Annotated in this window: 26 protein-coding genes; all 26 read left to right on the plus strand. The window is 48.8% G+C overall.

The window, feature by feature from the left end; translation table 11 throughout:
- Positions 1-30: 30 nt before the first annotated feature.
- A complete protein-coding gene (locus ACKLNH_RS16840; RefSeq protein ID WP_413113424.1) occupies positions 31-657 on the plus strand; it encodes a hypothetical protein in 627 nt (208 codons plus the stop codon).
- A complete protein-coding gene (locus ACKLNH_RS16845) occupies positions 650-973 on the plus strand; it encodes a hypothetical protein (RefSeq protein WP_413113425.1) in 324 nt (107 codons plus the stop codon). The genes ACKLNH_RS16840 and ACKLNH_RS16845 overlap by 8 nt, the downstream gene beginning before the upstream one ends.
- A complete protein-coding gene (locus tag ACKLNH_RS16850; RefSeq protein WP_413113426.1) occupies positions 973-2,169 on the plus strand; it encodes a hypothetical protein in 1,197 nt (398 codons plus the stop codon). The genes ACKLNH_RS16845 and ACKLNH_RS16850 overlap by 1 nt, the downstream gene beginning before the upstream one ends.
- Positions 2,166-2,717, plus strand: a complete 552-nt coding sequence (locus ACKLNH_RS16855) for a hypothetical protein (protein ID WP_413113427.1) — start codon at positions 2,166-2,168, stop codon at positions 2,715-2,717. Before ACKLNH_RS16850 ends, ACKLNH_RS16855 begins: the two co-directional genes overlap by 4 nt.
- A gap of 64 nt (positions 2,718-2,781) precedes the next feature.
- Complete coding sequence (locus ACKLNH_RS16860) at positions 2,782-2,961, plus strand: hypothetical protein (RefSeq protein ID WP_413113428.1); 180 nt, start codon at positions 2,782-2,784, stop codon at positions 2,959-2,961.
- Entirely contained in the window at positions 2,954-3,709 is a 756-nt protein-coding gene (locus tag ACKLNH_RS16865; RefSeq protein WP_413113429.1) for a hypothetical protein, read from the plus strand. Before ACKLNH_RS16860 ends, ACKLNH_RS16865 begins: the two co-directional genes overlap by 8 nt.
- The gene (locus ACKLNH_RS16870; protein WP_413113430.1) at positions 3,706-4,686 is read left to right on the plus strand and encodes a hypothetical protein; all 981 of its coding nucleotides are present in this window, start codon (positions 3,706-3,708) and stop codon (positions 4,684-4,686) included. The genes ACKLNH_RS16865 and ACKLNH_RS16870 overlap by 4 nt, the downstream gene beginning before the upstream one ends.
- A complete protein-coding gene (locus tag ACKLNH_RS16875) occupies positions 4,679-5,581 on the plus strand; it encodes a hypothetical protein (RefSeq protein WP_413113431.1) in 903 nt (300 codons plus the stop codon). Before ACKLNH_RS16870 ends, ACKLNH_RS16875 begins: the two co-directional genes overlap by 8 nt.
- 80 nt (positions 5,582-5,661) lie before the next feature.
- Positions 5,662-6,444: a hypothetical protein gene (locus ACKLNH_RS16880; RefSeq protein ID WP_413113432.1), complete on the plus strand. Its 783-nt coding sequence runs from the start codon at positions 5,662-5,664 to the stop codon at positions 6,442-6,444.
- 152 nt (positions 6,445-6,596) lie between these two features.
- Positions 6,597-6,881 carry a PAAR domain-containing protein gene (locus ACKLNH_RS16885; protein ID WP_413113433.1) on the plus strand — a complete coding sequence of 95 codons (285 nt, stop codon included), beginning with the start codon at positions 6,597-6,599 and terminating at the stop codon, positions 6,879-6,881.
- Between the two features lie 210 nt (positions 6,882-7,091).
- Positions 7,092-7,820, plus strand: coding sequence for a hypothetical protein (locus ACKLNH_RS16890; RefSeq protein ID WP_413113434.1), 729 nt, complete (start codon positions 7,092-7,094; stop codon positions 7,818-7,820).
- 64 nt (positions 7,821-7,884) lie between these two features.
- Entirely contained in the window at positions 7,885-9,534 is a 1,650-nt protein-coding gene (locus ACKLNH_RS16895; protein WP_413113435.1) for a hypothetical protein, read from the plus strand.
- A gap of 10 nt (positions 9,535-9,544) precedes the next feature.
- On the plus strand, positions 9,545-9,997 hold the full coding sequence (locus ACKLNH_RS16900) for a hypothetical protein (protein ID WP_413113436.1): 453 nt from the start codon (positions 9,545-9,547) through the stop codon (positions 9,995-9,997).
- On the plus strand, positions 9,997-11,685 hold the full coding sequence (locus ACKLNH_RS16905; protein ID WP_413113437.1) for a hypothetical protein: 1,689 nt from the start codon (positions 9,997-9,999) through the stop codon (positions 11,683-11,685). Before ACKLNH_RS16900 ends, ACKLNH_RS16905 begins: the two co-directional genes overlap by 1 nt.
- Positions 11,686-11,694: 9 nt before the next feature.
- Positions 11,695-12,414 carry a hypothetical protein gene (locus tag ACKLNH_RS16910; protein WP_413113438.1) on the plus strand — a complete coding sequence of 240 codons (720 nt, stop codon included), beginning with the start codon at positions 11,695-11,697 and terminating at the stop codon, positions 12,412-12,414.
- Positions 12,415-12,479: 65 nt separating this feature from the next.
- Complete coding sequence (locus tag ACKLNH_RS16915; protein WP_413113439.1) at positions 12,480-13,025, plus strand: hypothetical protein; 546 nt, start codon at positions 12,480-12,482, stop codon at positions 13,023-13,025.
- 17 nt (positions 13,026-13,042) lie between these two features.
- Positions 13,043-13,549, plus strand: coding sequence for a hypothetical protein (locus ACKLNH_RS16920; RefSeq protein WP_413113440.1), 507 nt, complete (start codon positions 13,043-13,045; stop codon positions 13,547-13,549).
- Positions 13,550-13,559: 10 nt separating this feature from the next.
- A complete protein-coding gene (locus ACKLNH_RS16925) occupies positions 13,560-14,114 on the plus strand; it encodes a hypothetical protein (protein WP_413113441.1) in 555 nt (184 codons plus the stop codon).
- A gap of 10 nt (positions 14,115-14,124) precedes the next feature.
- Positions 14,125-14,796, plus strand: a complete 672-nt coding sequence (locus ACKLNH_RS16930; protein ID WP_413113442.1) for a hypothetical protein — start codon at positions 14,125-14,127, stop codon at positions 14,794-14,796.
- The gene (locus ACKLNH_RS16935; protein ID WP_413113443.1) at positions 14,796-15,599 is read left to right on the plus strand and encodes a hypothetical protein; all 804 of its coding nucleotides are present in this window, start codon (positions 14,796-14,798) and stop codon (positions 15,597-15,599) included. The genes ACKLNH_RS16930 and ACKLNH_RS16935 overlap by 1 nt, the downstream gene beginning before the upstream one ends.
- A 137-nt stretch (positions 15,600-15,736) precedes the next feature.
- On the plus strand, positions 15,737-18,787 hold the full coding sequence (locus tag ACKLNH_RS16940; RefSeq protein WP_413113444.1) for a hypothetical protein: 3,051 nt from the start codon (positions 15,737-15,739) through the stop codon (positions 18,785-18,787).
- Positions 18,787-19,128, plus strand: coding sequence for a hypothetical protein (locus ACKLNH_RS16945; protein WP_413113445.1), 342 nt, complete (start codon positions 18,787-18,789; stop codon positions 19,126-19,128). The genes ACKLNH_RS16940 and ACKLNH_RS16945 overlap by 1 nt, the downstream gene beginning before the upstream one ends.
- A 3-nt stretch (positions 19,129-19,131) precedes the next feature.
- On the plus strand, positions 19,132-20,538 hold the full coding sequence (locus ACKLNH_RS16950) for a hypothetical protein (RefSeq protein ID WP_413113446.1): 1,407 nt from the start codon (positions 19,132-19,134) through the stop codon (positions 20,536-20,538).
- Complete coding sequence (locus ACKLNH_RS16955; protein WP_413113447.1) at positions 20,538-21,401, plus strand: hypothetical protein; 864 nt, start codon at positions 20,538-20,540, stop codon at positions 21,399-21,401. Before ACKLNH_RS16950 ends, ACKLNH_RS16955 begins: the two co-directional genes overlap by 1 nt.
- A gap of 59 nt (positions 21,402-21,460) precedes the next feature.
- Positions 21,461-21,913 (plus strand): hypothetical protein, encoded by a 453-nt coding sequence (locus tag ACKLNH_RS16960; RefSeq protein ID WP_413113448.1) that lies wholly within the window; start codon positions 21,461-21,463, stop codon positions 21,911-21,913.
- 7 nt (positions 21,914-21,920) lie between these two features.
- A partial coding sequence (locus ACKLNH_RS16965; RefSeq protein ID WP_413113449.1) for a polymer-forming cytoskeletal protein occupies positions 21,921-22,778 on the plus strand: 858 nt, incomplete at its 3' end.

Below are 22,778 nucleotides of genomic sequence, written 5' to 3' on the forward strand. Positions count from 1 at the left end.
CACGATACAGCCGCCATATTTGGGGGTATCGTGTCCGAAAAACGAATATGCGTTGTCACACTATCCGGCCGGGATCCGTTACTGGTCCTTGGTGGTTTCCGTGACAATCAACTACACATCGTTAAAGTTGAAAAGCTTCCTAAGTCCACCGCAAGGCTAACTAAAACACTCCCCGATCGTCTTAATAACTTTAGGCGTAAAGGCTTTAGCGTCATTATCGATGAAGTGTTACCGCAATTTGGTAAGCACGGCATACCTGCACGCCTAAGTGATATGGATGTAAACGGTCGCCCGGTCCTGGTTAACGCGTTCGAGCGCTATTTCTACTTAATGAATATGCGTGCGTTGGTCTTCCCTGCAGGTACAAGCGGCCAATTTGAAATATCACCATCGCTAGTGGAAGAACAGCGCAACGATAAAGGCGCGGTTTCTTATCGCATTGATTGGGATGAACTCAAGCCAGAAACCACGGCGCTATTGCTCGCTATCTATGCCGCGACCTCTACAAGCCTCTATGAGCCCGGTTATCTAAGCAATCTATTCAATGGTATTGGTAGTGCCGATAAGTCGCGCCCAAACGCCGGTGCGAGGATGTTTGACGCTGTAACGCGTGGATTCGACCACCAGCAACAATCTAATGGTGGTCGTAATGGCTGAACTATCTAGATTGTCAGATCTCAACATCGATGACGATATATTACGGGCCGAGCTATACCACCGCATAAGCCGCTATATCGCTAACCCAAGCAATAGTGTACTTGTCCACTTTGTCGCTATCGATGAAACATACCGACCGGATCTTGTCTCTTACCGCCTATATGGTACGCCTGAACTTCGCTGGCTTGTGTCACTAGTATGTGATGTTGACGATGAGGCGGCCGCGCTGCCTGTTGGTGAAGAGATACGCCTTCCCCCTGCTGCCTGGTTACGTACCGAGATACGCCGCTACTCTGATGAGTTGAGGGGTATTTAATGCCTAAGTTGCGCCTAACCAGAAAGGACAATGGCCAGTACGAGACAGCCGGGCTTAATGAACGTCAATTCCTGCAAGCCACTAAGCAGATCCACGCCGCACAAACCAAGAAGCGACGCAATGCCAAGCGGACACTTGCGCCGCATCAAATGCGCTCCAAAAAGGACCTAGCCAAACTTGGTAAGCGGGGTGATGGTCTGCCGTTTACTGATGAGGATCTTAAATCCTTCGTTGAGTCCCGCAAGAAGCACGCCGGTAAGTATGACTCTAGCCGTGACGGGATTAGTTACGGTGAGATAGTCCGTGGTTCCCGTGAAATCGATATCAAGCGGGCGAATAATCAGGTTAGTGATGGGTCAGGTATTACGCGTGCTGCCCTTGTTGGTATCCAGGCAAACATGCTGACCATACGAGTAAAGGCTTCTGAAAAGAACGGCGCCGATACCCACTCGGTACGACTTCGCTTAGAGCAATGGGATGAATACCTACACAGTGAAGAGAGCTATAAGAAATCCATCAAGAAAGTAGCGCAAGGCCGTATTTCTATCGATTGTACATGTGGCCGTCACCAATATTGGTACCGCTATCTTGCGACCGCTGGCCGTTATTGCGTTGCGCCTCCCAAAGAACACGCATTCCCAAAGATCAAAAACCCCGAAATGACCGGTGTTGCATGTAAGCACGTCCTTAAGGCGGTGGCCATGCTGCAGGGTTCTGCCTGGCACGGTGTGTTAGTCGGTCAAATGAAGGCCCAAGCCAAGCGTATTAGCTTCGGTGACGACAAGAAATATACCCACGTCGTTAAAGGTAGCGAAGCCAAGAAGGCTAACCGTAACCGAGCTACCAAAGTGAACGTTGATAAGGCTGAACAGGCCTATAACCGCTATGTGAAGGACCAAGCCAAGTTCGCTAAAGCACTTAAAAAACACGGTGCTGTTATCAACAAGAAACGCAAAGAGTCGTCCCTACGTGATCGCCGTGTCGGTGAGTTAGAAGACAAGGTGAAATCCACTAGCAAAGCCGCCCGCAAAGCCAGCCAACAAGCCGACAAAATGCGCGACATGATCCGCAACGGTTTCAACATCAAATATGACGGATACAAGATGCAAGGGAAAACGAAGGCGCAAGCTATCGCTGACTACGCAACGGAACTCGGAACGTCACAGAACCAAGTAAAAGAGATGATTAAGCGATGAAGCGTAGAGATAGATTTAATGGCCATGATCGGCTAAATAGCGTTGTTCGTGAGGATTGGATAAAGGCGATTGCTGCTAGTCCTGAAAGTTGGGATGCGTTGTTGTACTTACCGGAAAGCAAGGGTGATGAACCAGACAAAGAGCCGCAAGAAAGCATGTATGAGGATGATATTTTCGGCCAGGCTGATAACCATCAAGATAATCTTTCTTACCAGGTTCCTTTTCCTGTTCCTGTTGTTGATTGTCCAGATGAAGGCGGCGATGGCTTCATGGCCGTTGTTGCTGGTGGCGAGGCACTAGGAGAAGGCGAGCAGCCCTTACTTATGCGGGTTGGTCACGCTGATGTACCGCAAGGATCCGTTATTGAATGGAATGAAAAACTCGCTAGCGGTGAAAGCCGTCGTGTGTGGTGGTACGTCCATCGGTCTGTTGTATTTGGTACTACGGCCGTAGGTGCATTGCATTACTGCATACCATGCCGATCTTTTGATGAAGAAACCGGGATTGAGCTGTATGATGAACCGCTCGACTCCCCCGAATTTATATAAACGCGTGCGCTAGGTTATTGCCTAGCGCAAGTCTTTGCGTATCTGCATTATACGGGGTCTAACATTGAGCACTGATACAAAACTGACGATTGTACTATTCGTCTTATTCCTGCATTTCCTGTTTTCTGCCGTCAACGTAGCGGCGCTTATGGCCACGTCGGGTAACACCATGAATACCATGAGTGAGTTAAAAGCCGACATAAAGAACGTGGCTAACGATATTACGGAGATGCGCAATGAATAACATCCCTCATGATTACATTGCTTGCCTGGATGCTATTACAGCCACAGAAACGGGCATAACAGAAACCACCGACTTAACCGACATCGATAGGGCCGTTGCAACCAAGATAGCCACCATCATGGAAAAGCTGAAAGTGACGGACCAATCGCGCCAGGAAAACAAAGAGTTTGCCCGGTTCGCCGCTAAACCTATTCATGAAAAGGTCCATGTCGGCACATTTGACACTCCCAAAGAGTTATTACGAAAGCTAGCCGGTAAAGAGAAAGCTAGAAACAGTCTGTTTCCATGCGTCAACATTGCGCGACGTACTGAATTTGAATTTGCCGAGCCTGGCGAACACATCGACGTTAAAGGATCCCACGTATTGAAAGCGGCCGGCGACAATGTGACTGCAGTCGTTAACACTAGCTTTGTGAATCTGTCTTACACCGTAACGCTTATGGCCTGGGAGAAATCCACGGTTACAAGAATGGCGCTAGGGCTCGCCCTATGGCTTAGAAACACCAAACGCGGGCGACAACACTCATTTATCGCTAAAACCGCTCTGATGGGCTTACCCGTCGAGCAAGTATGCCAAATCAAGGCCCGAGCCGACCTTATGCCCGCTGATGCGAGTGAATCATTCAATGAGGACCGTCTTAATGCTGTCACCTTTGATATTGAGGTATTGGCTACCGTGTTCGAAGCCGAAGAAGTCACGGCGGAAACCTTTAGAGTCATGCTTAGTAACGGGGAAATCATCAAATGATGGAATACCCGTTACTTCAAAGAGTCATGATTAACGGCTCTGATATCCATATTGAGCACATCATTGATGGGGCTTACATAGAAACATGCGATCTATCGGGTCCTAAACTCATACTGAATATCGATGATGAGCACACCATTTACCGCGACGAAGTAGGGATCGAGGCTAGCGGCATAGTGGAAGTAGAATTTGCGGATCCTGATGGCCGTGGTGATGAGGTGTGGATTGATACCTTTATCATTGTCACCGCGCCGTCACAAAACGCCGTTGTGACCGTTAACGCGATTCAAACAGACTGCCACCAGCTAAAGCAGCCCGCCAAACATCCACGGTTTTATGTGGACCAGGCCCCGGCCGACATCCTGGCCGATCTGTTACCTGGTCTTGTCGTTGATGCTGACACTATTGATGTGTTCGGTACTTATCATCTAAATCCCGGCATGACGCCCGCCAGGCTGTTAAGGGACATGGCCAGGGATTACGCCGCCCTTATATGGTTAAACCGTGGCACTGTCTATTTCAGGCTGTTAGATAGCCTTCCCGGCTTAAAGACAAGCTGGCACTTCGAACGCGGCAATCATGAAGCCGACGTGACGATTGCTAAGTATGCCTTAATGTCTGATTCAGCACTTTATGACCGCATTACACACAAGAGTTACATTCAATGGGATACCGTCGCCGGTCTAGAGCGATCAGAAACACACGCAGACGAAGGCGATGTGTATATCAGCGTGCCGTTTTACTCTGCTCTGAACAATCAATCACGCTTCCTGATGCCCTTCATGGTTACAGAGATGCTAGGTAATGGCCAGTTCGAGCCAGGCAGGAAAGTAGAGGTGTCGTTTCACCGTCTTTCTCATTCTGATTCACCACTCGATGAGTCGATACCGGCCGATCAATACATTCAGCAAGTAACACACTATCAACGCGGGTCTAGATACCTATGTAAAACAGAGCTTGGAGTCATGCATGATTGATGCAGGAGCAAAACGAACAAATACAACTGGGCGTCTTCACGGTAGCTATCCCGCCTCAATTGTCAGTACAGAGCACCCAATGGGCCTACACCTGGCAAAAGTCGCTTTAGTGGGCTTGTGGGATGGCCTCGACCCTGATGTTTTGCCGTGGGCCGAATTCATATTGCCACTTGGTGCCAGGCCTAACGCTGGCCATAAGGTACCCGTCGAAGAGGACGATTTAGTTTGGGTAGACTTTCCGCGTAACGGTGATACCAGGTACCCGCGAATAACCGGTGCTTGTTATCACGCGCCGGAAGGGATCAGCAATCTACCCACGGAATCGACGCCGGAACCCGACGAAGAGATTGTATATGAGCAAATAAGGCACGAGTTAGAGCCGCTACCGCCCGAATACAGTGTATTGGATGATATATACCAACGCTTCGGCTTTATGGTCCACAAAACGCATACAGGCGGTTATTGTCTTACTCACCGTGCTAGTGGATCGGCTATCGAGATGACCGACGAAGGCGAGATAGTGATCCATGCTGAAAACAACGCTTACCGCTCAACAACGAATGACCTTATAGAGCATGTAGGTGAAAACCTGAATATAACGGTAATGGGTAATGCTGACATCGATGTTGAAGGCTCACTTAATGTGAGTAGTGGCGGTGCTGCAGTAGTAAGTACGGATAGTGACGCGACTATTGACGCGGCCGGTAATGCCATCGTGCAAAGTGGTGGTGACGCAACGGTTGACGCATCCGGCCAGGCGACGGTAAAAAGTGGTAGCGCATTAAGCCTTGATGCTGGCGCGGCTCTAAATATCAAAGCCAGTTCTGGAATAAACATTGATGCAGGTGGTGTATTTTCAGTTAACGCCTCTTTAGCTGACTTTAAGCTAGGCTAGCGTTACTCATACTTGCCTTAGCATTAAGATGTCCGCATACTATACAAAACACATGTTACGTAAGATAGGTACGCTTTATCATGCTTCCGTTGGTCATTGCTATTGGTCCCGCATCTACGCGAGGTTGCCCTAATGTCTTTGCTGTTTGCATTAAGGATCTTAACGGTACTTCTGTCTACTATGAGCATCTACGGCTAGATAGTTATGAAGGAGACGACCCATCCATTACTAGGCTATTGACGTGTGAAGAGGCCATGCCGGTTATTAATAAGATCATCGGTGGCCGTGTGATCTACATTTACGATGCAGGGGAGGCGCTAAGGACGGTGTTTTCCATTTGCTCTAGCTCATTCTGTGCTGTCTCGAGCAAAGTCGCTAAAACTATCGAAGTGAAAAAGCTGTATGCGAAGGCCTACGGACGAATTAACAAGAGTGGAAATACGGTTGAATTTGCAATGTCTACGATGTGTTACCACCAATCATTAAAACAGGACTACGGCGACCCACGACGCCGCTGTGACAATCTAATTGCCTTGCTGGCGTTGATTCAAAGCAAAACGTTGAAGCTTTACCAATCAGCGCTACAGAAACCAAGAGACATAAGGCGACCTATTGATGATCGCCAATTCGTCGCTAAACGCCTGTTGCCGCCAGGCCTAAAGCAGCTAGGGCAAATCATGGTTGATGATCATGGTAATGAGTACCCTATCTGTATGAGTAGAAAGGGCTTGTCTAGCGATGTTGTGTCAATGAATGCTGTCAAACGTGACGAAGTGGGCCAGTATGCCTTTTTTGGTGTGTCGGTTAGCGGGTTCGGTCGGTATTGCCACCTAGTGAAGCGCCACCAGCCAAAAAGCACGTAAAAAAAAGCCGCGATGGTAGTCACGGCAAGGAGGTACGCAATAAAAAAGGATGTGTCTAGTGTATGTCAATGAATCGACAGTGGTTACCCATAATGGTTATCAGCCATTGCGGCGTATTCTATATAAGTTTTAAAAATAAAGGAAGGTGCAATATGGCGGGAATCGCTTTATTACAATCTGTCTGCTCTGGTCACGGTGGGTACAACCCCCGGCCATCTATCACCGGTCAGCCGCAATTTTTAGTTAATGGTGTGCCAGTGATGGCAACCGGCGATCTGTTTACCTTGCACTTTCGGCCCGATAGCCCGCCGTGTGGACCAGGTAGTGCGCACGGCACTAGCAAGCTGATGATTAACGGCAAGCCAGCCGCTAAAATCGGTGACGCGGTATCGTGTGGATCGTCGATTACTACAGGTCAGCCGCTATTTAATTTGTAATGCTGACACTGTTCAGTGAGAATAGTTAGCCCTCCCGCGTACAAACTGCGACGTAAGAGGTTAAACCAATGAAGGCAACCATTATTCTGAAAGTGCTTTGTGCTGCATTCAAGATGATCACAGCGAACAAAGACAAGAAGAAAGAAGACGATAAGTAAGTAAGGCCCTCTCGCTACTCCCATTCCCCTAAACAAACGGAGTAGTAACCAAATGCTAGATACCCCCGAAGAGATAGAAGCGTTTCGTGAGTACCAGGGAAAAGGCGGCTATAAAAAGCCTCTTAGTCAGGTATACGCACAAGAAGCCAATTTGATAGCTGGTGGCCTCTCTGCGATGCTGGCCGCTTCAATAAGTGGCGAGGTAAACTACGAGCAAGTAGAGCGCTTGGCTAGCCTGTTAGTGCGCCTGAATGGCGAAACTGATACGGCCGTCGATGCCACCGCCGCGTTTGATTCATACATTGATTTAACTGCACATCCTGACGACTTAACACAGGTATCTATTGGTGTAGATGTTTATTACAAGCTAGAGGGTATTGATATCGATGGCCCTGCAGCTTCAACGGTACCCATTATTGATCCGTCTGCGCCCGAAGCTTTAATTGAGGCCCTAGAGCCAATAGACAATCAATACGGCACAATTGAAGCCCTTATGACTCTGTTGAATAGTGCATTGACGCCGCCTGACGGTTTCCCAGGTACACCTAACTTACCTGATGACCTAGTAAGAGAAGCCGATAGCCTGGCCGATCTGCTTGAGCCGTTAGAGTCTCAAACTCTTCTTGCTGCTAATGTCGTGGCCGCACAAGCAAAGGCTGCAAACGAAGAGCGGGTTATATCACTTGGGTACTTTGAATCAGCCGTGAGCTTTACGATTATTTCAAATGGCGCGGACGATCCAGCGATAGGTGATGCAATTGATGCTATTTATCCCGACTAAATATCTGATATAGTTTACTCCCCCGCACTTCCCGATTGTTTTAATTAACTTTCGGGAACACAAAATGACTGATTTACGCCGTCGATTAGACGACCGCACGCACGATATCAATACTCGTGCTGCCGCAATGCGTGCTGTTTGTATCGATTCACAGTTCGATGCAACAACTGACGAATACATTTCTAATGCTCAAGAGCGCATGAGTTCTATCTCAAGTGCCGCTCATGACGATTCAATGTTTGAAGCTATGGGCGATCACACCGGCATGGTTGCGTCGATGTGTGCATCTGCAGTCGCAGAGTACCGCCGTACATTTGGTGAAATGCCGCGTGATGAACAGCTTGCATCTGCTCACAAAACAATGGAGTCGATGGTAACGCTAGAGGACGCTAGCGGTACAGGCTCACAAGGCCAGATGATGCTTGAATCTATCAAGCAGGGCCTAAGCCGTACTGACGGTGTTGAACTACGTGCAAAAATGGTCGGCCTTATCCTTCCAACGATGCTCAACACTGCAACTTCTGATGCTGTTACTTACATTCCTGGCAATCACGATGAAGTTGAAATCTTCAAAATCGAGCGTACAGCCGGTACTAACTTCGGTGACTTCCACCACGGCCAGCTAATCGATGATGAAACCGTCGGCCAATACTCGCAAATGCGCCAACGTTACCCGTTCGCTGCATCTGATCTACCTGATGGTGAGAAGACTAGCCACAAATTCGAATCAGCACGCGATCTAGAAAATACCGACTTCCCTATCCCAATGCGCAAGCTATCAGTTGGCGTTTACGTTAACCGTAAGCGCGTAGCAACTGACGTTATGCGTAATGGCTCGCTATACGGTGAGATCACCATTGGCGGCACCATCTACAAGCTGACCGGTTCTATTGATTACCTAAACGGTGTTATCAACGTAGAAACCAACGTTGCACTAGAGCAAGGTGTAGAGCTATTTGCAGAGTTTGAAGTTGATATCGAACTTAACCCGTCGCTAATCCCACTTATCGACCACACAATGCAATCTTGCATCTTGCGCCCATCTCAAAGCGCGATTGCTGCTGATGCTTCTATTCAATCTATGTTCACCATGACGCGTGAGTATGGCTTGGATATTAAGAGTATGCAGATGAGCCACTTGCGTAACTACCTGGCTGATGAGAAAGCTAAATCACATCTACGTGATATGTACTGGCACACTCAAAAGCAAGAGACATTCAATATTTACTGTCCTACCGGTGAAGATTGGAAACTGCATCGTGAGCTACTTCGTGAAGTTCTCCACGGTCTGTCTCAAAAGATCCTAGAAGCAACAAAGGTAAGCGGCCTTGTTGGCATGTTCGCCGGTGTTTACGCGTCGAAAATCTTTAAGTCTCTTGGTGCTCCTTACTTTGAAGCGGCCCCTAATTACCGTCAATCAAACCAGGTTCACTATGCCGGCAAGCTGTTTGGCATCTGGCGTGTTTATGAATCGCCGGTGATTTTAGAAGCTGATGAAGTCCTTTGTTATGGCCGTGGTAATAGCCATTCTGAGGCCGGATTTGTGGCTGGCGAGGCGATTGCGCCGACGATGTACAATCACGATATCGGTCCAAACCTCAAATCTCGCAACACGCTTTGGTCATTGAGCTACAACGATATTCACCCATTCGACGGCGAACAGTACTTCTACAAGCTTCGCATTATTAACAGCCCAGAAGCTCAACGCAAGTAGAGCGGTTTTAATGCTGGTGGCCCGCGCCACCAGCATTAAGCGATTGGAGTTAATGATGAATAAAGTTTCTGTAGTTGTGCGTAACCGCTCACACATGCAATTCACCGTTTTTGATGCCGTGATTAAGTCTTACACCGATTCCCCAGGTGCACAGACCGTCCTTGTGTGGGAGATAGAGAAAGAGGCATTCCTTGCCGCTCTAAAACTCCAATGCAATCAAGGTCGCCTAAACGTCGTGATAAATGGTGACGGTGGCGGCGTTGATATCTTGCCCCCGGAAGATGAAGACGACGGCAGCAATAACGGTACCGATAAGCCGGATCAAACGCCGGATGAAGACGTAGCGATCCCTGAGCCGGACGAACCGGAAGCAGTCGCTACCGTGGCATCGAAGCGAAAAGCAAAGGCAAAACCTACTACCCGCACTCGTAGAAAGCCAACTCCAACTAAAGGTAAAGAATAGTGAGTATTCCTTTTTCTCTTAGCAATGTAGCCAAGATCGCTATTAGCGAAGTCAACGGCGATGCAACGCTAGCAACGGGCGGCTCGGGTATGACGACATTTGCAGGCCTAGTGCTGGCAAATAAAGGCAAGCCTTTCGAAGTGCTATCCGTTAACCGTGATAACTGGCGCACTGTGCTAGGTCAACCGTGGCACCCAACACAAACCGGTTACGAATCTTTACGTCACGTAAATGAAGCCGTGCAAGGTGGTTCAGGTCTGGTTGTTCGTGTGGTCCCTTCTGCTGCTAAGTATCCGTATATCAAGCTAGTAGATGCGACTGTAGAACCGAGTGAAGGCTCGGACGCTCAAAGTGGTAATAGCCCTAGCGAGGCTGGTGCCCCTGTAGCTGCAGATAATAAGCGCCGCAAAGCTAAAACCGTAGCGCGTGCGACTGCAGCGCCGAAAACCGAAACCGTGAAAGTCGAGAATGGATCTCAATCGTTCGGCTCTGATGTAGAGCTAGAAGACGGTGATTTGCTTGCTATTTGGATTGAAGATGGTGATGCATCCGCTAACCGTGCAATCGAGATTAACAAGGCTGATGAGAAGATTTACGGTGAAGGCATGTTTACGTTGCGTCTAATGCAGCGTGACGAGTCAGGTAATGAGGTCAAGCAAGAAGAGCATTATATCTCTTTCGATCCTGTCTCAGTGAATGACATGGGCGCACCGGCTTACATCGTTACCGTTCTAGAAAATGCTAATAGTGCAATGCGTGCCATTGTTGGCCAAGACGCCGATAAGCGCGTTGAAAAGATGGACCTAACTTATTTCACTGGCGGTACTGGCGGCAACCTTAACCAGATCACCAATGAAGACTACATGAAGGCGGTTCAGGCACTACGTTCAACCATTTCACAATACACTGCTGTGTTGGGTCTTGGCTGTTACGACGAAGCTATTTTGAACGAGCTAACGGATATCTGTACTAATCGCCGTATTGACGGCTTTTTCGATGTTCCTAGCCACTTGAGCTATGACGGTGCGTGTGAGTGGTTAGAAGACCTCTCGATGAACAATCACCGTACATCTTGGTATCACTTACCGTTTAGCTCAAAGGATCCATTTTTTGGTTCTCAAGTGCTATACGGCATGTCTGGCCTTGCTTTCCGCGCTAAATCTATCGGTGTAGCTAAGAATAGCCCTACTGGTGGCTGGCATTACACGGCCGCCGGACAGGAACGAGCGACGATTGATCGTCCTGGTCTACGTCCACTACCGGGCATTGGCCTGGCTGATGAAGAGCGCATGTATCGCACGCGCCTAAACAAAGTCGGCACAACGCAAACGGGCGCATTGTTTATCGATGACTCCCTAACAGCTTGCGTGCGTGAAAACCATCTTCGATACCAACAAGTGAGTTCTGTAGCTGATGCTATTAGCCGCGACTTCTACGCACTTTGTACTCAACTTAAACACCAGCCTGACGGCGTAACTGGCGGCGGCCTTGAAGACGGCATGACACGCATTTTAGATAGCTTTGTTGCTACCGGTGCGCTTGTCACTCCTACCGATCCGGCCGATGGCTCTAACCCATACGAGTTTTGGATTGAAAAAGCTGAACACGACCTATGGCAAGTTCGTTGGGCGATTTGCGTTACCGGATCTGCTCGTCGATTCCTTGGCCAACCAGAACTAATTCGATAAGAGGAAATTATGTCACAAGATATCTTTAGTGCTGGCGGCAAGCTACGCCGCTCAACAGACCGTCTATTGCAAGCAGCAATGGCCCCAATTGTTGAAGCACCAAAGGCTGAAATGACCGAAGAGGTGGCGGAAGCCACTTTCTTTGAATCAATGAATGCCAATGATGCAGATGATTCAATGCTAGAAGCGCTAGCCGCTTCTGCAGAACAATCACTACGTCGTGAAGCGGCCGCAGCCGTAACTACATGGATTGAAGAAGGCGACGCGGATTTTTACGAGCTTGAAGCGCTTTTGATTGGTCTGGTTAATGATGATGAAGGTTCGGACCTTGATGAAGACGAAGAAGATCAGGTGGATGAACTTTGCCGTCTGGCCGCTGATTTTATTGTTAACTGTGGTGCTGATTCTGATGACGTTGCCGAGATGTTTAGCAACGGCAATGATGACTCTGCAGAAGCGGTATTCACTGCTATTGACGCGACTCTATCAGGAGAAGATAGCGACGATATGATTGCAGACTTCGGCGTTCGCGAGCAAGTCATGGCGGAATCTAAAAAGAAAGTGATCCGCAATGGCAAGGTCGCATTCAAAAAGAAAAAGCGTCGTAAGAAGCGTCAAACCAGCGCTCAAAAGGCCGCATTGAAAAAAGCACGCCGTAAAGCGCACACCGGTGCAGCTAAGAAGGCACGCAAGAAGTCAATGAAATTACGTAAACAACGTGGAATGTAGGACGAATTAGCATGAGTGGCGCTATTAATGTCGGTGCGGTAACGCAGGACCAGATATCTGAATCAATGAAATGTGTTATCACAATGAATCAGGGTGAAGATGCAGAAATCAGCGTCACCGGCTATTTGTCCGAAGGTTCTAACTTCTCGTTGTCGTCGGTATGGACAAGCCCTTTTGCGGCGGATTCTGTGGGCTCTATAGCTCTACTCGATAAAGCCGCAAGTATTGGTCAGGCCCACACCGGTTCTACTGCTAAAGCACAGTGGAACACGACAACAATATGGGAAGGCACGGAGCCGCCCGACATATCGCTAACACTTCATTTTCACGCCTTAGTAGACGGTAGAACCGAAGTTGACGAACCAATAAAGCATTTACTGCAGTTCGCCTCACCGGAGCTATCAGAAACCGTAGGCATGGGCCGCACTCCCGATGAAGTGGTTGTGAATATTGGCGGCAAAATGCAGCTAAAGGCGGTGATCAAAAATGTCTCATATGACCTGACGGCGCCTAAGACAAGGGACGGTCATTTCGCTAGCAACACAGTAACTATCGAAATGGCACCTAAAGCGATGTTTAACGCCTCCCAAATCCCTAACATCTTTAAATAACTTAAAATGGAGTGCATATGTCACTTACAACAGGACATTGGAACACGCTAGGAAACGCAACTTTCCTTAAAGCGCAGTTTACGCGAAACCTGGCAGCAGGTGAGAAGCTGATTGGTAGCGAATTCGAATTATCGTTTGATGAGTACCCGGAGCTCACTGTGATGGTCCGTTCGGCTCAAATGCCACAAATGGCACGCCATAACGTAGAAGACTTTGGCGCAATGGGCCTTGGCTTTGAACAACATGGCACTTTGGAAAACAAAGGCGAGATTACCGTTTCTTGTGTTGAGACTATCCAGGGCGATGTTTACAAAGCATTGCGTGAGATGGTGAAAGATAAGAAATACGTCACCGTGACCATGCGTGCAACACCTGAAAGCCAAGCCGGTATTTCGCCAGCCGCTCTTAAGTTCAAACTACAGCATTGTAAGATCCGCGTTGATGCAACCGACTTTAGCACCGAAGATACAACCGCTCTAGTCAAGCCAAGCATTACGATCACTTACAACTGGGTAGATCTATAAGGAGTAGGCTATGACGCCCGTAGAACTATTGGAGCAGGTTAAACAGCGCTTTCATACATTGCTACATGATGATGAACAAGCACTGAAAGGCTTACTAAGACAGGCCTTAACCTTGTACCAGGACAAAGCGGGAGTCATTCGACGCTACAGATACCAGGAGGGGGGCGTTATCGCCCCTTTTTCTTTACCGTCTGACTTTATGAGTCGGATAAGCGTTACTGACTCTACCGGAAAGTTTATACCTGCAACGCTGTTTGATGATGAGCTTGATATGTCGTTAACAGGCCGCGAAGTGTACCCGCTAATCCTCACTTACATGGTTGCACTAGGCAGTGTCGATCTTGATGAATACCTATTGCCGAGAACAGCGATAGGCCACATCAGCGACTACCTAGAAATCCTAATTAAAATCCCTAACTCAGAGCGAATGCGCCGCGTGGCCACCGCTGGCAAGCTTGATACAAGCGACATTCCAACGGAAGCCGAGCTATATCAGCGCAAGCAAGAGCTAGAGGACCGCATTAAGGACGCTAAAGCCATGATCCCGTTAATCTCAATCTCATAGTAGGTAGCACATGATTATAGGCGGCGGCTTAGGCAATGCATTTGCCAAGCTAGATGATGCGCTCGACGGCGTAACAGATAAGATCTTTGGTTCGACTGACGATAACCCATACGTGCAAAAGGCCAAGATGGCTATTGCTATGAGTGTCCACACGCAATTCATTCAAGGCTGGCAATGGTCCGTAGAGCTTACCGCGTTGGACGCTACGGATAATTGCCCAATAGAGGTTCCGGGTATGTCTGAGCTGATGATGGAGCTTTACGCGAAAGATATTGCGTTTGGTGGCGGGAACGTCGAAAGCGATTCAATAAAAATAGGCTCGGGCGAGATAACAAGGCCAACGCACAAAACGGCCGGTGAAGTCTCGATGACTTTACGCGATGACCGCTTTCATAGTATTCAAAAGTGGTTCCAGGCATTACAGGCGCGAACGGTTAACCAGGATGGCACCGTTAACCTCCCAAAAGACTATGTGCTCAACATGAAAGTGTTTTCGCATTTTGATGATGTGCTCGACCCCGATCCCGATAAACAAAAAATGGAAAAAACGCTGTGGTTTGAGTGGCAAGTGTTTGCTACCAAGCTTGGCGATTACTCCTTGAGTTATGAGCAAGGGAATACATTCGTTAGTTTCCCGCTTACATTCCAGAAATTTTCAACCGTAGGGGGCTTTGTTTTTTAATGTCAGTACCTATCTATCATCTTCCGAGCGACCAAAGTCGAAAGATTCAGTTTCGTGAACCCACGGTAAACGACTATATGGAGTTTTGCGAAGTTAACCCGGACTTAGAAGAGAAGCTAACAACGGAATACCTAAACTTCATGCAGAACACAGCGATCAATCCGCTTGATGATTCAGCCGAGTGGACCGGAGAAGACCGACGCACAGCATTGTGGTGGATATTCATATCTACACGCGTCGATCCAACCTTAACGTTTAAGCATGGCTGTAAATGCGGCGAGGAACACTACTTAGATTTAAACATGGTCCAGCTTGGCGAGTTCGCTACCGTTCTCAAACAACAGCATGTAGATGTCACGTTTACCGCTGGTGGCGAGAAGCGAACAGGCCAGGTGGTACCGTTGCGCGGCTATGCCATAGAACATCTCGAGCAATTGCGTTTAACACAGAGCCAGTACGCCGAAGACTCGAAAGAGTACAAGCGACTCGCTAACACAACCGCATTGTTTCACCTGGTTCACTCATTGCGCATCGATGGCGAACCCGAAGACAGAGATCAGGCGATTACCGAGCGTCACCAAATACTAAGCACAATGGCCCTAGATAAAGAATTTAGGCCACTAGCGGCAAAGATACACCTGGCGCTTAAAAAGCTTCGTCACGGCCTTATGTCAGAGTTTAAAGAGGCGCGTTACTACCTTGCGGCTCATAAACCACCATGTAAAGACGTTGAAGCACAGGAGGGCGACAGCAATGTAATTCTAGTTCCCTTTCACAATGGCTCGTTCTTGCCAACGTTATGACGTTATCGGCTGGCACAACCTGGTTAAAAACCTGACGGTTTACGGCCAACAGCCAATTGATGCCGTTCTAAACTCCCCGGCCCAACTAGCGATTGAGATCGACAAAGAACTACAGGAAAAATTCAAGAGGGCCGCCAATGAGCGAAGTAAACGACGATGAGATAGAAATAGCAAAGGATCCGCTTATCGTTGCTGATGAGGTCCATGCAGAGCACGTAAGCTACGCCAAGATAGGCGACTTAGAAGGTGATGAGGATTCAGGCCTAGCCGCTGTTATTGACGCGATTGAAACCGCTAGTGACCGTGAGCTATTGGCTATTAGTCGTTTGTCCGATGTGCTAACCGGCGTGGGGCATGTTGCCGTTTCACCGGTTCACGCTGGCGATGTGAATACTAATGAAATCAGCAATGCTAGCAAGGTGCAATCGTCCCGCGAGCAAACCGCCTATGGTGCAGAGTCTACTCGAGTACAAAGCACGGTAGGGCCGCAAGGTAGCGCAACAGAAACTAACCAGGCTAACACTGAAACCAATACCATTATCGATGTATCCGCCACCGAGGTATTGAGCAACAAGCAGCCAGGCCCACAACCGCTAGTGGATCCTGTTACTGCCGTTAGCCCGGCAACCGACATTACTTCAAGTGATGAACATGCGATACCAACTATCGATATATCATCGATGCCGGTACCCACCAATTTAACACCGGTTACTCCAAAGGATGCACAGCCAAGGGGCAGACGAAAGGCAAAGGTGTTAGGCCTTTCTGATGCAGTAAGCACAGATACGCGTGAAAGCCACACTGACAGCATTTCGAGTGACAAGTTGAGCAATGATGCTGTTATCGCAGAGCACGCCAGTAGCAGCCTTTACAGCGACGTAAACAGCCAACCTTCAACACTTGAAAGCAGTGAAACCAATGCAACGGCCAATGTCGAAAAGACGGCCGAGGTGATCGGTGAATCCATTGTCAGTGAGTTTGAGGGCTATTGGCGTGATGAGCGCGGGCGCTTGCGTGATGACAAGGGGGCTTTTGCATCTAAAGAGAAGTCGGAAGAGTACACGCAATCACAGCTTGCCATGAAAGAGAGCCAGGAAAAGGAAAGCAATCAATCCATCCTGGCTGTAGCGGCGGAATTTGCCGGAGATACTACCAAGGCCGTGATTGAGGGTGATGCTGGTGAAGCTGCAGGTTTAGCGGCGGGCGGATCGTTCTTCATGGCTGCAAGGGACCTCTATAAGTTCGCTGATAACACACAAAAGGACGTGCTTAAGCAAGTTAACGCGGTGAAATCATCGGAACTATATGGCCGGTTCTTTGGTTCAAATGAAGATAGCAGCGATGACGTGTCGAGTGCTGAATCTTCGGATGCTGTAACCGGTATTGAACCCGGACCACCAGCAAGCGCCGAGCAAGCAAAAGACCGATTGACGACTGATATTGCAGAGCGCCAATTGAACGGCCAGCATCATAGTAGCCAGGTTGATAGCGCTAGTGCTGTTCAGGCGACAAATGATGTCGCTAGTTCGGTTGAGAGTGCGACACTTTCAGAATCAGAGGCCGCGCTACAGCAGTATGAGCGTATAGAGGCATCTAACAGCGATAGCCAAGTACTAGCGACGTCATCCCACCAAGCCAGTAGCGCGAGTGAGTCCAGTACCCAGGTTTCCGAGTTCAACAACACACAAAGCGATAACGATGTGTCGGCGTTGGCAACTTCACAGAGTGATAACCAGGTTACGGCCATCTCTGATAACCAGGTTACGGCCATCTCTGATAACCAGGTTACGGCCATCTCTGATAACCAGGCAAGTGATATGTCTAGCACTGCTACAGCCTCAGAGCAGCAGCGCGAAAGCAATCAAGACACCAAAGAAACCGAAGCCATTGAACAGCAAACGCTCGAGCAAAACGAGAAGCTGGATAGCATGATCAGTGCCATTGAAGACATGACCGTTAATGGCGGTGGTGGCGGTGGTGGCGGTGGTGGCGGTGGTGGCTTACTTGATCTCTTTGGTGGAAGGAAAGGCGGTAGAGGTGGCAAGGCCCCAATTCCGAAAGGCGGCAAGTTTGGCGGCCTAAGCAAGATCATGGGTGGCAATGCCGGGAAGATGGTTAAAGGTGGTGGCATCCTTGCGGGCCTGATGGGTGCTAAGAACGCGTATGACCGAGTAGGAGATCGTGACGATTTGAGCGGTGGCCAGAAAGCCGCGCAGATTGGTAGCTCAGGTGTTGGCGGTGCAGGTGGTGCGATGGCTGGCGCGGCGCTAGGCACTATGATCATGCCTGGTGTTGGGACCCTGATAGGCGGCATGATTGGCGGCATTGGTGGCGAAAAGATCGGTTCGATGTTTGGGGAGTCGTTATCTAACGCGATGGGCCATGAAAACGGCATCATGGGCGCAGTTAACGACAAGATGGCCGAAGTTGGTGCAGAGATACACGCTCACGGCCTAGTTGGCTTTGTTAGTAATACGCTATCAAGCATGGGTGACTCTATTAGTACCGCGTTTGAGCCCGTTACTAACTTTGTCAGCAGCACGGCCGAATCACTAAGTGAAAGCATTGGATCGGCAATGTCTAGCGCAAGTGAATGGTTTGGTGGCCAATGGGGCGAGCTGAAAGAAAAAGGGGTATCTGAATTCGTCAGCGATAAGGTTAGCAGTGTAAGCGAAACGGCTAGCAGCGTGACATCTAGCATTAGTAACTTCTTGTTTGGCCATAAGAGCGAAAAAAACGAAGTCAGTGATACCGAGCTTTTGAGTCAGGCCCAGCGCTCTATCGATGAGTCTAGTAGCGTGGCGGCTACGTCAATATCTAGCACATCAAATAGTGACCGTGTATCTACAACAGAAAGTGATATCCGAGGCTCAACGGTTCAAGCGAGTTCGACCACCGTTGCAGATGAAGACATTTCACCTGTTGCCCGTTCTAACGGCTCTATTAGCCAGGTTGAAACAAAGGCTATCAGTGAAAGCCCGTCTGAATCGAATAAAACACAGTCCGTGTCCCTGGATCCTAAAAGCCTGGCCGCACTTGAACGCTTATCAGCACAGCCACGCGCAGCAGAAAGGCCCGCAACAGATAACCCGACCGCTAAGAACACAACACAGAAAGCGCCAAGCACAAATATACCGTCTGATTTTTCAGATGGTGAATTGCGACGCCTGGCAATGGATATCAATTAATGACTGCAGAAATAGATTTTCTAATCAGGCTCAATGAGCAAGGGGTGGTAATACATGATGAGGTCGCCAGCCCGGCGGCCCTTATCGAAGAATGGCTATCAACGCCAGTTGGTGCGATCTATGGTCGCCCGGAGTGGGGGAACCGGTTAGCGCTCTATCGCCACAATCCAGTAAACCCACTAACGGCTATGACTATAGAAAACAGCATCATGTTGAAGCTACCCGAGGATTTACCGCAACTAAGCATTGCAGCTATCAAAGTAACGCCAATCGCTCATGACGTTTACAAGATCGCCGTTGGTGCCAATGGTGGCGTGTACGCAAGTAACGTAAGGATGTAACCCGTGACACAAGAAAACATTAAATCAGACTTAGAAGATATTTTGAAAAAATCTAGCTGGTGGAGTCGGTTTATCGGCTCTCAATTTGTCGAGGGCCTAGCGGTATTTATCGCGCAAATGGTCTATCGATGTGAGCAGTTCGCCCGCCGACGACTCATTGAAGGCTTTTTGTCTACCGCTAACCGCCGCGCCTCTATCCTGGCACAAGCAGAAGACCGGGCCTATGTCGGCCGTAAAATTTCACCATCTACCGGTACTGTGCGCTTTTTCAATAAAACAGCTAACCGCGTTACGGTACCCGTGCTAGCCAAGCTTAGAAGTAAGCCGTTACTTGATTACGTGACAACAGAGGCCGTGGAAGTTCCGCCGCTAGGTGTTGTCGAAGTGGAAGTTAAACAGCTTGCCCTTGTCAGAATAGAGGATAAGGACGGCGTGCAGTCAGCGGACAAATACCAGGAAGTGATACTAGATCAGGCATTGACCAAGCAAGCGCACCAAATCGACGTTTACATTAAGCCGCCTAACCGTGATGCCTATGAGAAATGGGACCGTTCTATGATGTTCAGGTTCACTCATGAAAGGAGTAAGTCATACGCTGAATTTTATCGTCCTACCGAGCAAGTAGGTATCCGGTTCGGTAATGGTATCAACGGCATGATCCCGGTTGAAGGCTCTCTGATTCGTCTAGATGTTTGGACTACGGTCGGTGATTCAATGCTTATCGATGGCCAAGAGTTAGATTTTGTGGGTGAGCATTCGAGCTACAGCGATAGTCTGACCGTTATTTCAAGTACGCCTATCACTGGCGGGGCCGAAGGCGAAAGCACAGAGGAAATTCGAATGGGGGCCTTATATGCTACGGCATACGATGAGCAAACCGTGTGGGGCGGCGATTACAAGCAGTACATTAGCCAGCACATAGCGGGCATCAACTGGATCAGTGTGTGGGGGGAGAAGGCTCAAGAAGCCCTTGTTGGCTATCAAAGCCTGGACCATATCAACAAGATTTATATTGCTGCTAACGATCCCTCAAAGGACCAGGAAACTATGCAAGCCGACATCAGCAAGCTACTGACAGATAAAGACGAGATGAATAAGGACTTTGTTCTTGTCACGCCTCAAGAGATTAAATACAGCTTACGAATTGTAGGCCGTGTTGATGTGAACGGGGATCCGGTCAATGCTGAAATTGAAATTGCTTTAGCCCTTGATAAGCAGTTCGGACCGCAAGCTGAAACACTCCCGGCTGAACTAATACATAAAGATTTTTGGTCTTTCATTGATGGAATGGGGCTGCTAGTGGACTTTGTTTTAGAAGTGCGCGACGGCACCGACGATGCGGAAAGGCTACCGATTGATACGTTAACCTATCTTGATGTGTCGGCCTGTGAATTGGAGATCTCTTACTAATGCAAAACAATTGGTTAAAAGGTCAATTACCGCCTAGAAAGCGATCCTCCGAGCTATGGGCCGACTTAGCTGATGCAGTGCAAGAAGTGCTTGATACTCATGTTTCAGGCCTTCTCAATCGATTAGAGGGCCTTGCGTCGCTGTTCTCGATGTCCGAAGAGGATTTAGAAGTCAGGCTAAACGAGATGGGCGAGCTTTTCGCGCTTGGTTGGGTTGAGCCAGAAGATAGGGCGCTATCCGTTTTGCAACGTACTGATGAAGTCCGCATGAAAGGGACCGCGTACCCTATTGAAAACACACTAAGGCGAGAGTTTGAAGGCCTCAACGTGACTTGGGAAAGACTCTACGCACCGAAGGATCAAGATGAGTACCCATATGGTACCTATCTTGTTCGTGAGGCCGATCTTCACAATGAGCCAATACCAGAAGATGACTGGTTTTTAACAAGCCGGGGCGTGATTCGTGTTCGACTTGATGAAGTGTTTACGGTGTTTCATGACGATATCACCGGTGAAGGCGGTACCGATGATGCTATTGATGCATTTGAAGCCCAAATAGCCCGCGTTATCCATCCGTTGATACCGCTACATATCGCGTTCGACGGCCAGCAATATTATATCCACTACACGTTGATTGAGGCCGACGAACGCGCCTTTTTAAACGAAGATGGTAGCGTAGATACGCAGTGGATGAAGGATACAGCTTGTAAGGCCCAAGGTGATGCCGAGCACTTGGCCGACACTCAAGACTTTGGTCGCGCCGTTGGTGCGCCGCCTGAGTTCCCTTGTGTCGCTAGGGCGGGCGTCTACAAAATGGATGCCTGGACGTTGGACAAACCTATTCCGATAGCGAAAGCAAGCTGACTTGATATACTAACCGCCTCCCGCACTCCCCTTTATTTCTCCAGATAAAGGGCAACAATATGAAATCACCACTGTCTTTAGACGCAAAAAAAGCAGTGCTACAAACACGCTATTACGATAGGCGTGCGCTTTCTGCTATCTCTGATTCCCCGACCTTCAAATTCACCTCAGTTGCATGGGGTAAAGGCTACATCGAGCTAGACGAATCCGGCCGCCCATACGTAGGTGATATCCCGGTTAATGTGGACTCATTGGAAGGCGAGTTTTTCCGAAATGAGCCCGTTCTTAACTACGCCAACGGCATTACATCGATTCGTGCAACGTTACCGGCCGGGACCGTTGCCGAAGGTGACGCGAAAGAATTCACTACCTTGTTACTTCTTGATGATGAATCAGACGATGAAACCGGTGGTGATATGGGCGTTGTCGCCGTGATGGTTTGTTTACCGGTGTGGGTTGATGAAAACCGTTCGTTGGTTGTTGAAGCCTCCCTAGAAACTAACATCGCGTAGGCCTTCAATGACGATTACACATAAAGAAATCATAGAAATACATCCGGTGTCCGTTGCTGATCGCGCCGCGTTGCCGCTTGTGTCAGATATTCAGTTTGCAGAACCGTTTACATCCAACGCATTAAACCTAAAGCACCACGGCATTGTTAGACCTGGCGTGTTCCGTGGTTTTGACTACAGCATTGGTGATGGCCTTAAGATCACGATTGGCGACGATAGCGGCAAGAACACGGCTTACATTGAGCGTGACGACTACAGCTTAACGATCCATCAGCAGCACGCAGTAACGCTTGAACTCGAAGCGGGCAAGCTATCAATCATTGCTATTGAAGGCTTTTATGAATACGGCACGCTGACAAAGCAAGTAGACGTTAACGCCACGGCCGAAGGCGCAAGGCTTGTTGTGCTCAGTGAGGAAGAGCTAGAAGAACACCATCAAATCGTTTGTGAAGTTGATATCCCGACAGGTGCCGAAGAGATCAACGAAGAAATGGTAAGCGTGTTACGCCGTATTGATGGCGGGTACGATCTTGATTCTCACGTTAGAAACCCACATCCACACGTTCAATACTTTTTGCGCGACGGCTCGGAGTCCGTGACGGGCGATCTGCATGTTGAAAAGTCGGTGCGAGTTGACGGTGACGCTGGCATTGATGGCAACCTTTCTGTTGCGGGTGATTTGTCTGTTGATGGCCATAGCTCGACCACTGGCGATCAAAGTGTTGGTGGCAAGCTTGGCGTTGACCGTGATATTGAGGCAGGTAGCAACCTTTCTGTTGCGGGTGATTTGTCTGTTGATGGCCATAGCTCGACCACAGGCGATCAAAGTGTTGGCGGCGGTCTTGGTGTTGTTGGTGACATCGAA

The sequence above is a fragment of the Thaumasiovibrio clandestinus genome (genome assembly GCF_047250365.1).
In the GTDB taxonomy this organism is placed as follows: domain Bacteria; phylum Pseudomonadota; class Gammaproteobacteria; order Enterobacterales; family Vibrionaceae; genus Thaumasiovibrio.

Coding starts and splice junctions, on each gene's coding strand:
- ACKLNH_RS16875 (WP_413113431.1), top strand. CDS start 4,679: ATGATTGATGCAGGAGCAAAACGAACAAATACAACTGGGCGTCTTCAC.
- ACKLNH_RS16900 (WP_413113436.1), top strand. CDS start 9,545: ATGCTGGTGGCCCGCGCCACCAGCATTAAGCGATTGGAGTTAATGATG.
- ACKLNH_RS16895 (WP_413113435.1), top strand. CDS start 7,885: ATGACTGATTTACGCCGTCGATTAGACGACCGCACGCACGATATCAAT.
- ACKLNH_RS16845 (WP_413113425.1), top strand. CDS start 650: ATGGCTGAACTATCTAGATTGTCAGATCTCAACATCGATGACGATATA.
- ACKLNH_RS16855 (WP_413113427.1), top strand. CDS start 2,166: ATGAAGCGTAGAGATAGATTTAATGGCCATGATCGGCTAAATAGCGTT.
- ACKLNH_RS16955 (WP_413113447.1), top strand. CDS start 20,538: ATGCAAAACAATTGGTTAAAAGGTCAATTACCGCCTAGAAAGCGATCC.
- ACKLNH_RS16930 (WP_413113442.1), top strand. CDS start 14,125: ATGATTATAGGCGGCGGCTTAGGCAATGCATTTGCCAAGCTAGATGAT.
- ACKLNH_RS16940 (WP_413113444.1), top strand. CDS start 15,737: ATGAGCGAAGTAAACGACGATGAGATAGAAATAGCAAAGGATCCGCTT.
- ACKLNH_RS16925 (WP_413113441.1), top strand. CDS start 13,560: ATGACGCCCGTAGAACTATTGGAGCAGGTTAAACAGCGCTTTCATACA.
- ACKLNH_RS16910 (WP_413113438.1), top strand. CDS start 11,695: ATGTCACAAGATATCTTTAGTGCTGGCGGCAAGCTACGCCGCTCAACA.
- ACKLNH_RS16885 (WP_413113433.1), top strand. CDS start 6,597: ATGGCGGGAATCGCTTTATTACAATCTGTCTGCTCTGGTCACGGTGGG.
- ACKLNH_RS16915 (WP_413113439.1), top strand. CDS start 12,480: ATGAAATGTGTTATCACAATGAATCAGGGTGAAGATGCAGAAATCAGC.
- ACKLNH_RS16920 (WP_413113440.1), top strand. CDS start 13,043: ATGTCACTTACAACAGGACATTGGAACACGCTAGGAAACGCAACTTTC.
- ACKLNH_RS16960 (WP_413113448.1), top strand. CDS start 21,461: ATGAAATCACCACTGTCTTTAGACGCAAAAAAAGCAGTGCTACAAACA.
- ACKLNH_RS16935 (WP_413113443.1), top strand. CDS start 14,796: ATGTCAGTACCTATCTATCATCTTCCGAGCGACCAAAGTCGAAAGATT.
- ACKLNH_RS16850 (WP_413113426.1), top strand. CDS start 973: ATGCCTAAGTTGCGCCTAACCAGAAAGGACAATGGCCAGTACGAGACA.
- ACKLNH_RS16870 (WP_413113430.1), top strand. CDS start 3,706: ATGATGGAATACCCGTTACTTCAAAGAGTCATGATTAACGGCTCTGAT.
- ACKLNH_RS16945 (WP_413113445.1), top strand. CDS start 18,787: ATGACTGCAGAAATAGATTTTCTAATCAGGCTCAATGAGCAAGGGGTG.
- ACKLNH_RS16890 (WP_413113434.1), top strand. CDS start 7,092: ATGCTAGATACCCCCGAAGAGATAGAAGCGTTTCGTGAGTACCAGGGA.
- ACKLNH_RS16880 (WP_413113432.1), top strand. CDS start 5,662: ATGCTTCCGTTGGTCATTGCTATTGGTCCCGCATCTACGCGAGGTTGC.
- ACKLNH_RS16865 (WP_413113429.1), top strand. CDS start 2,954: ATGAATAACATCCCTCATGATTACATTGCTTGCCTGGATGCTATTACA.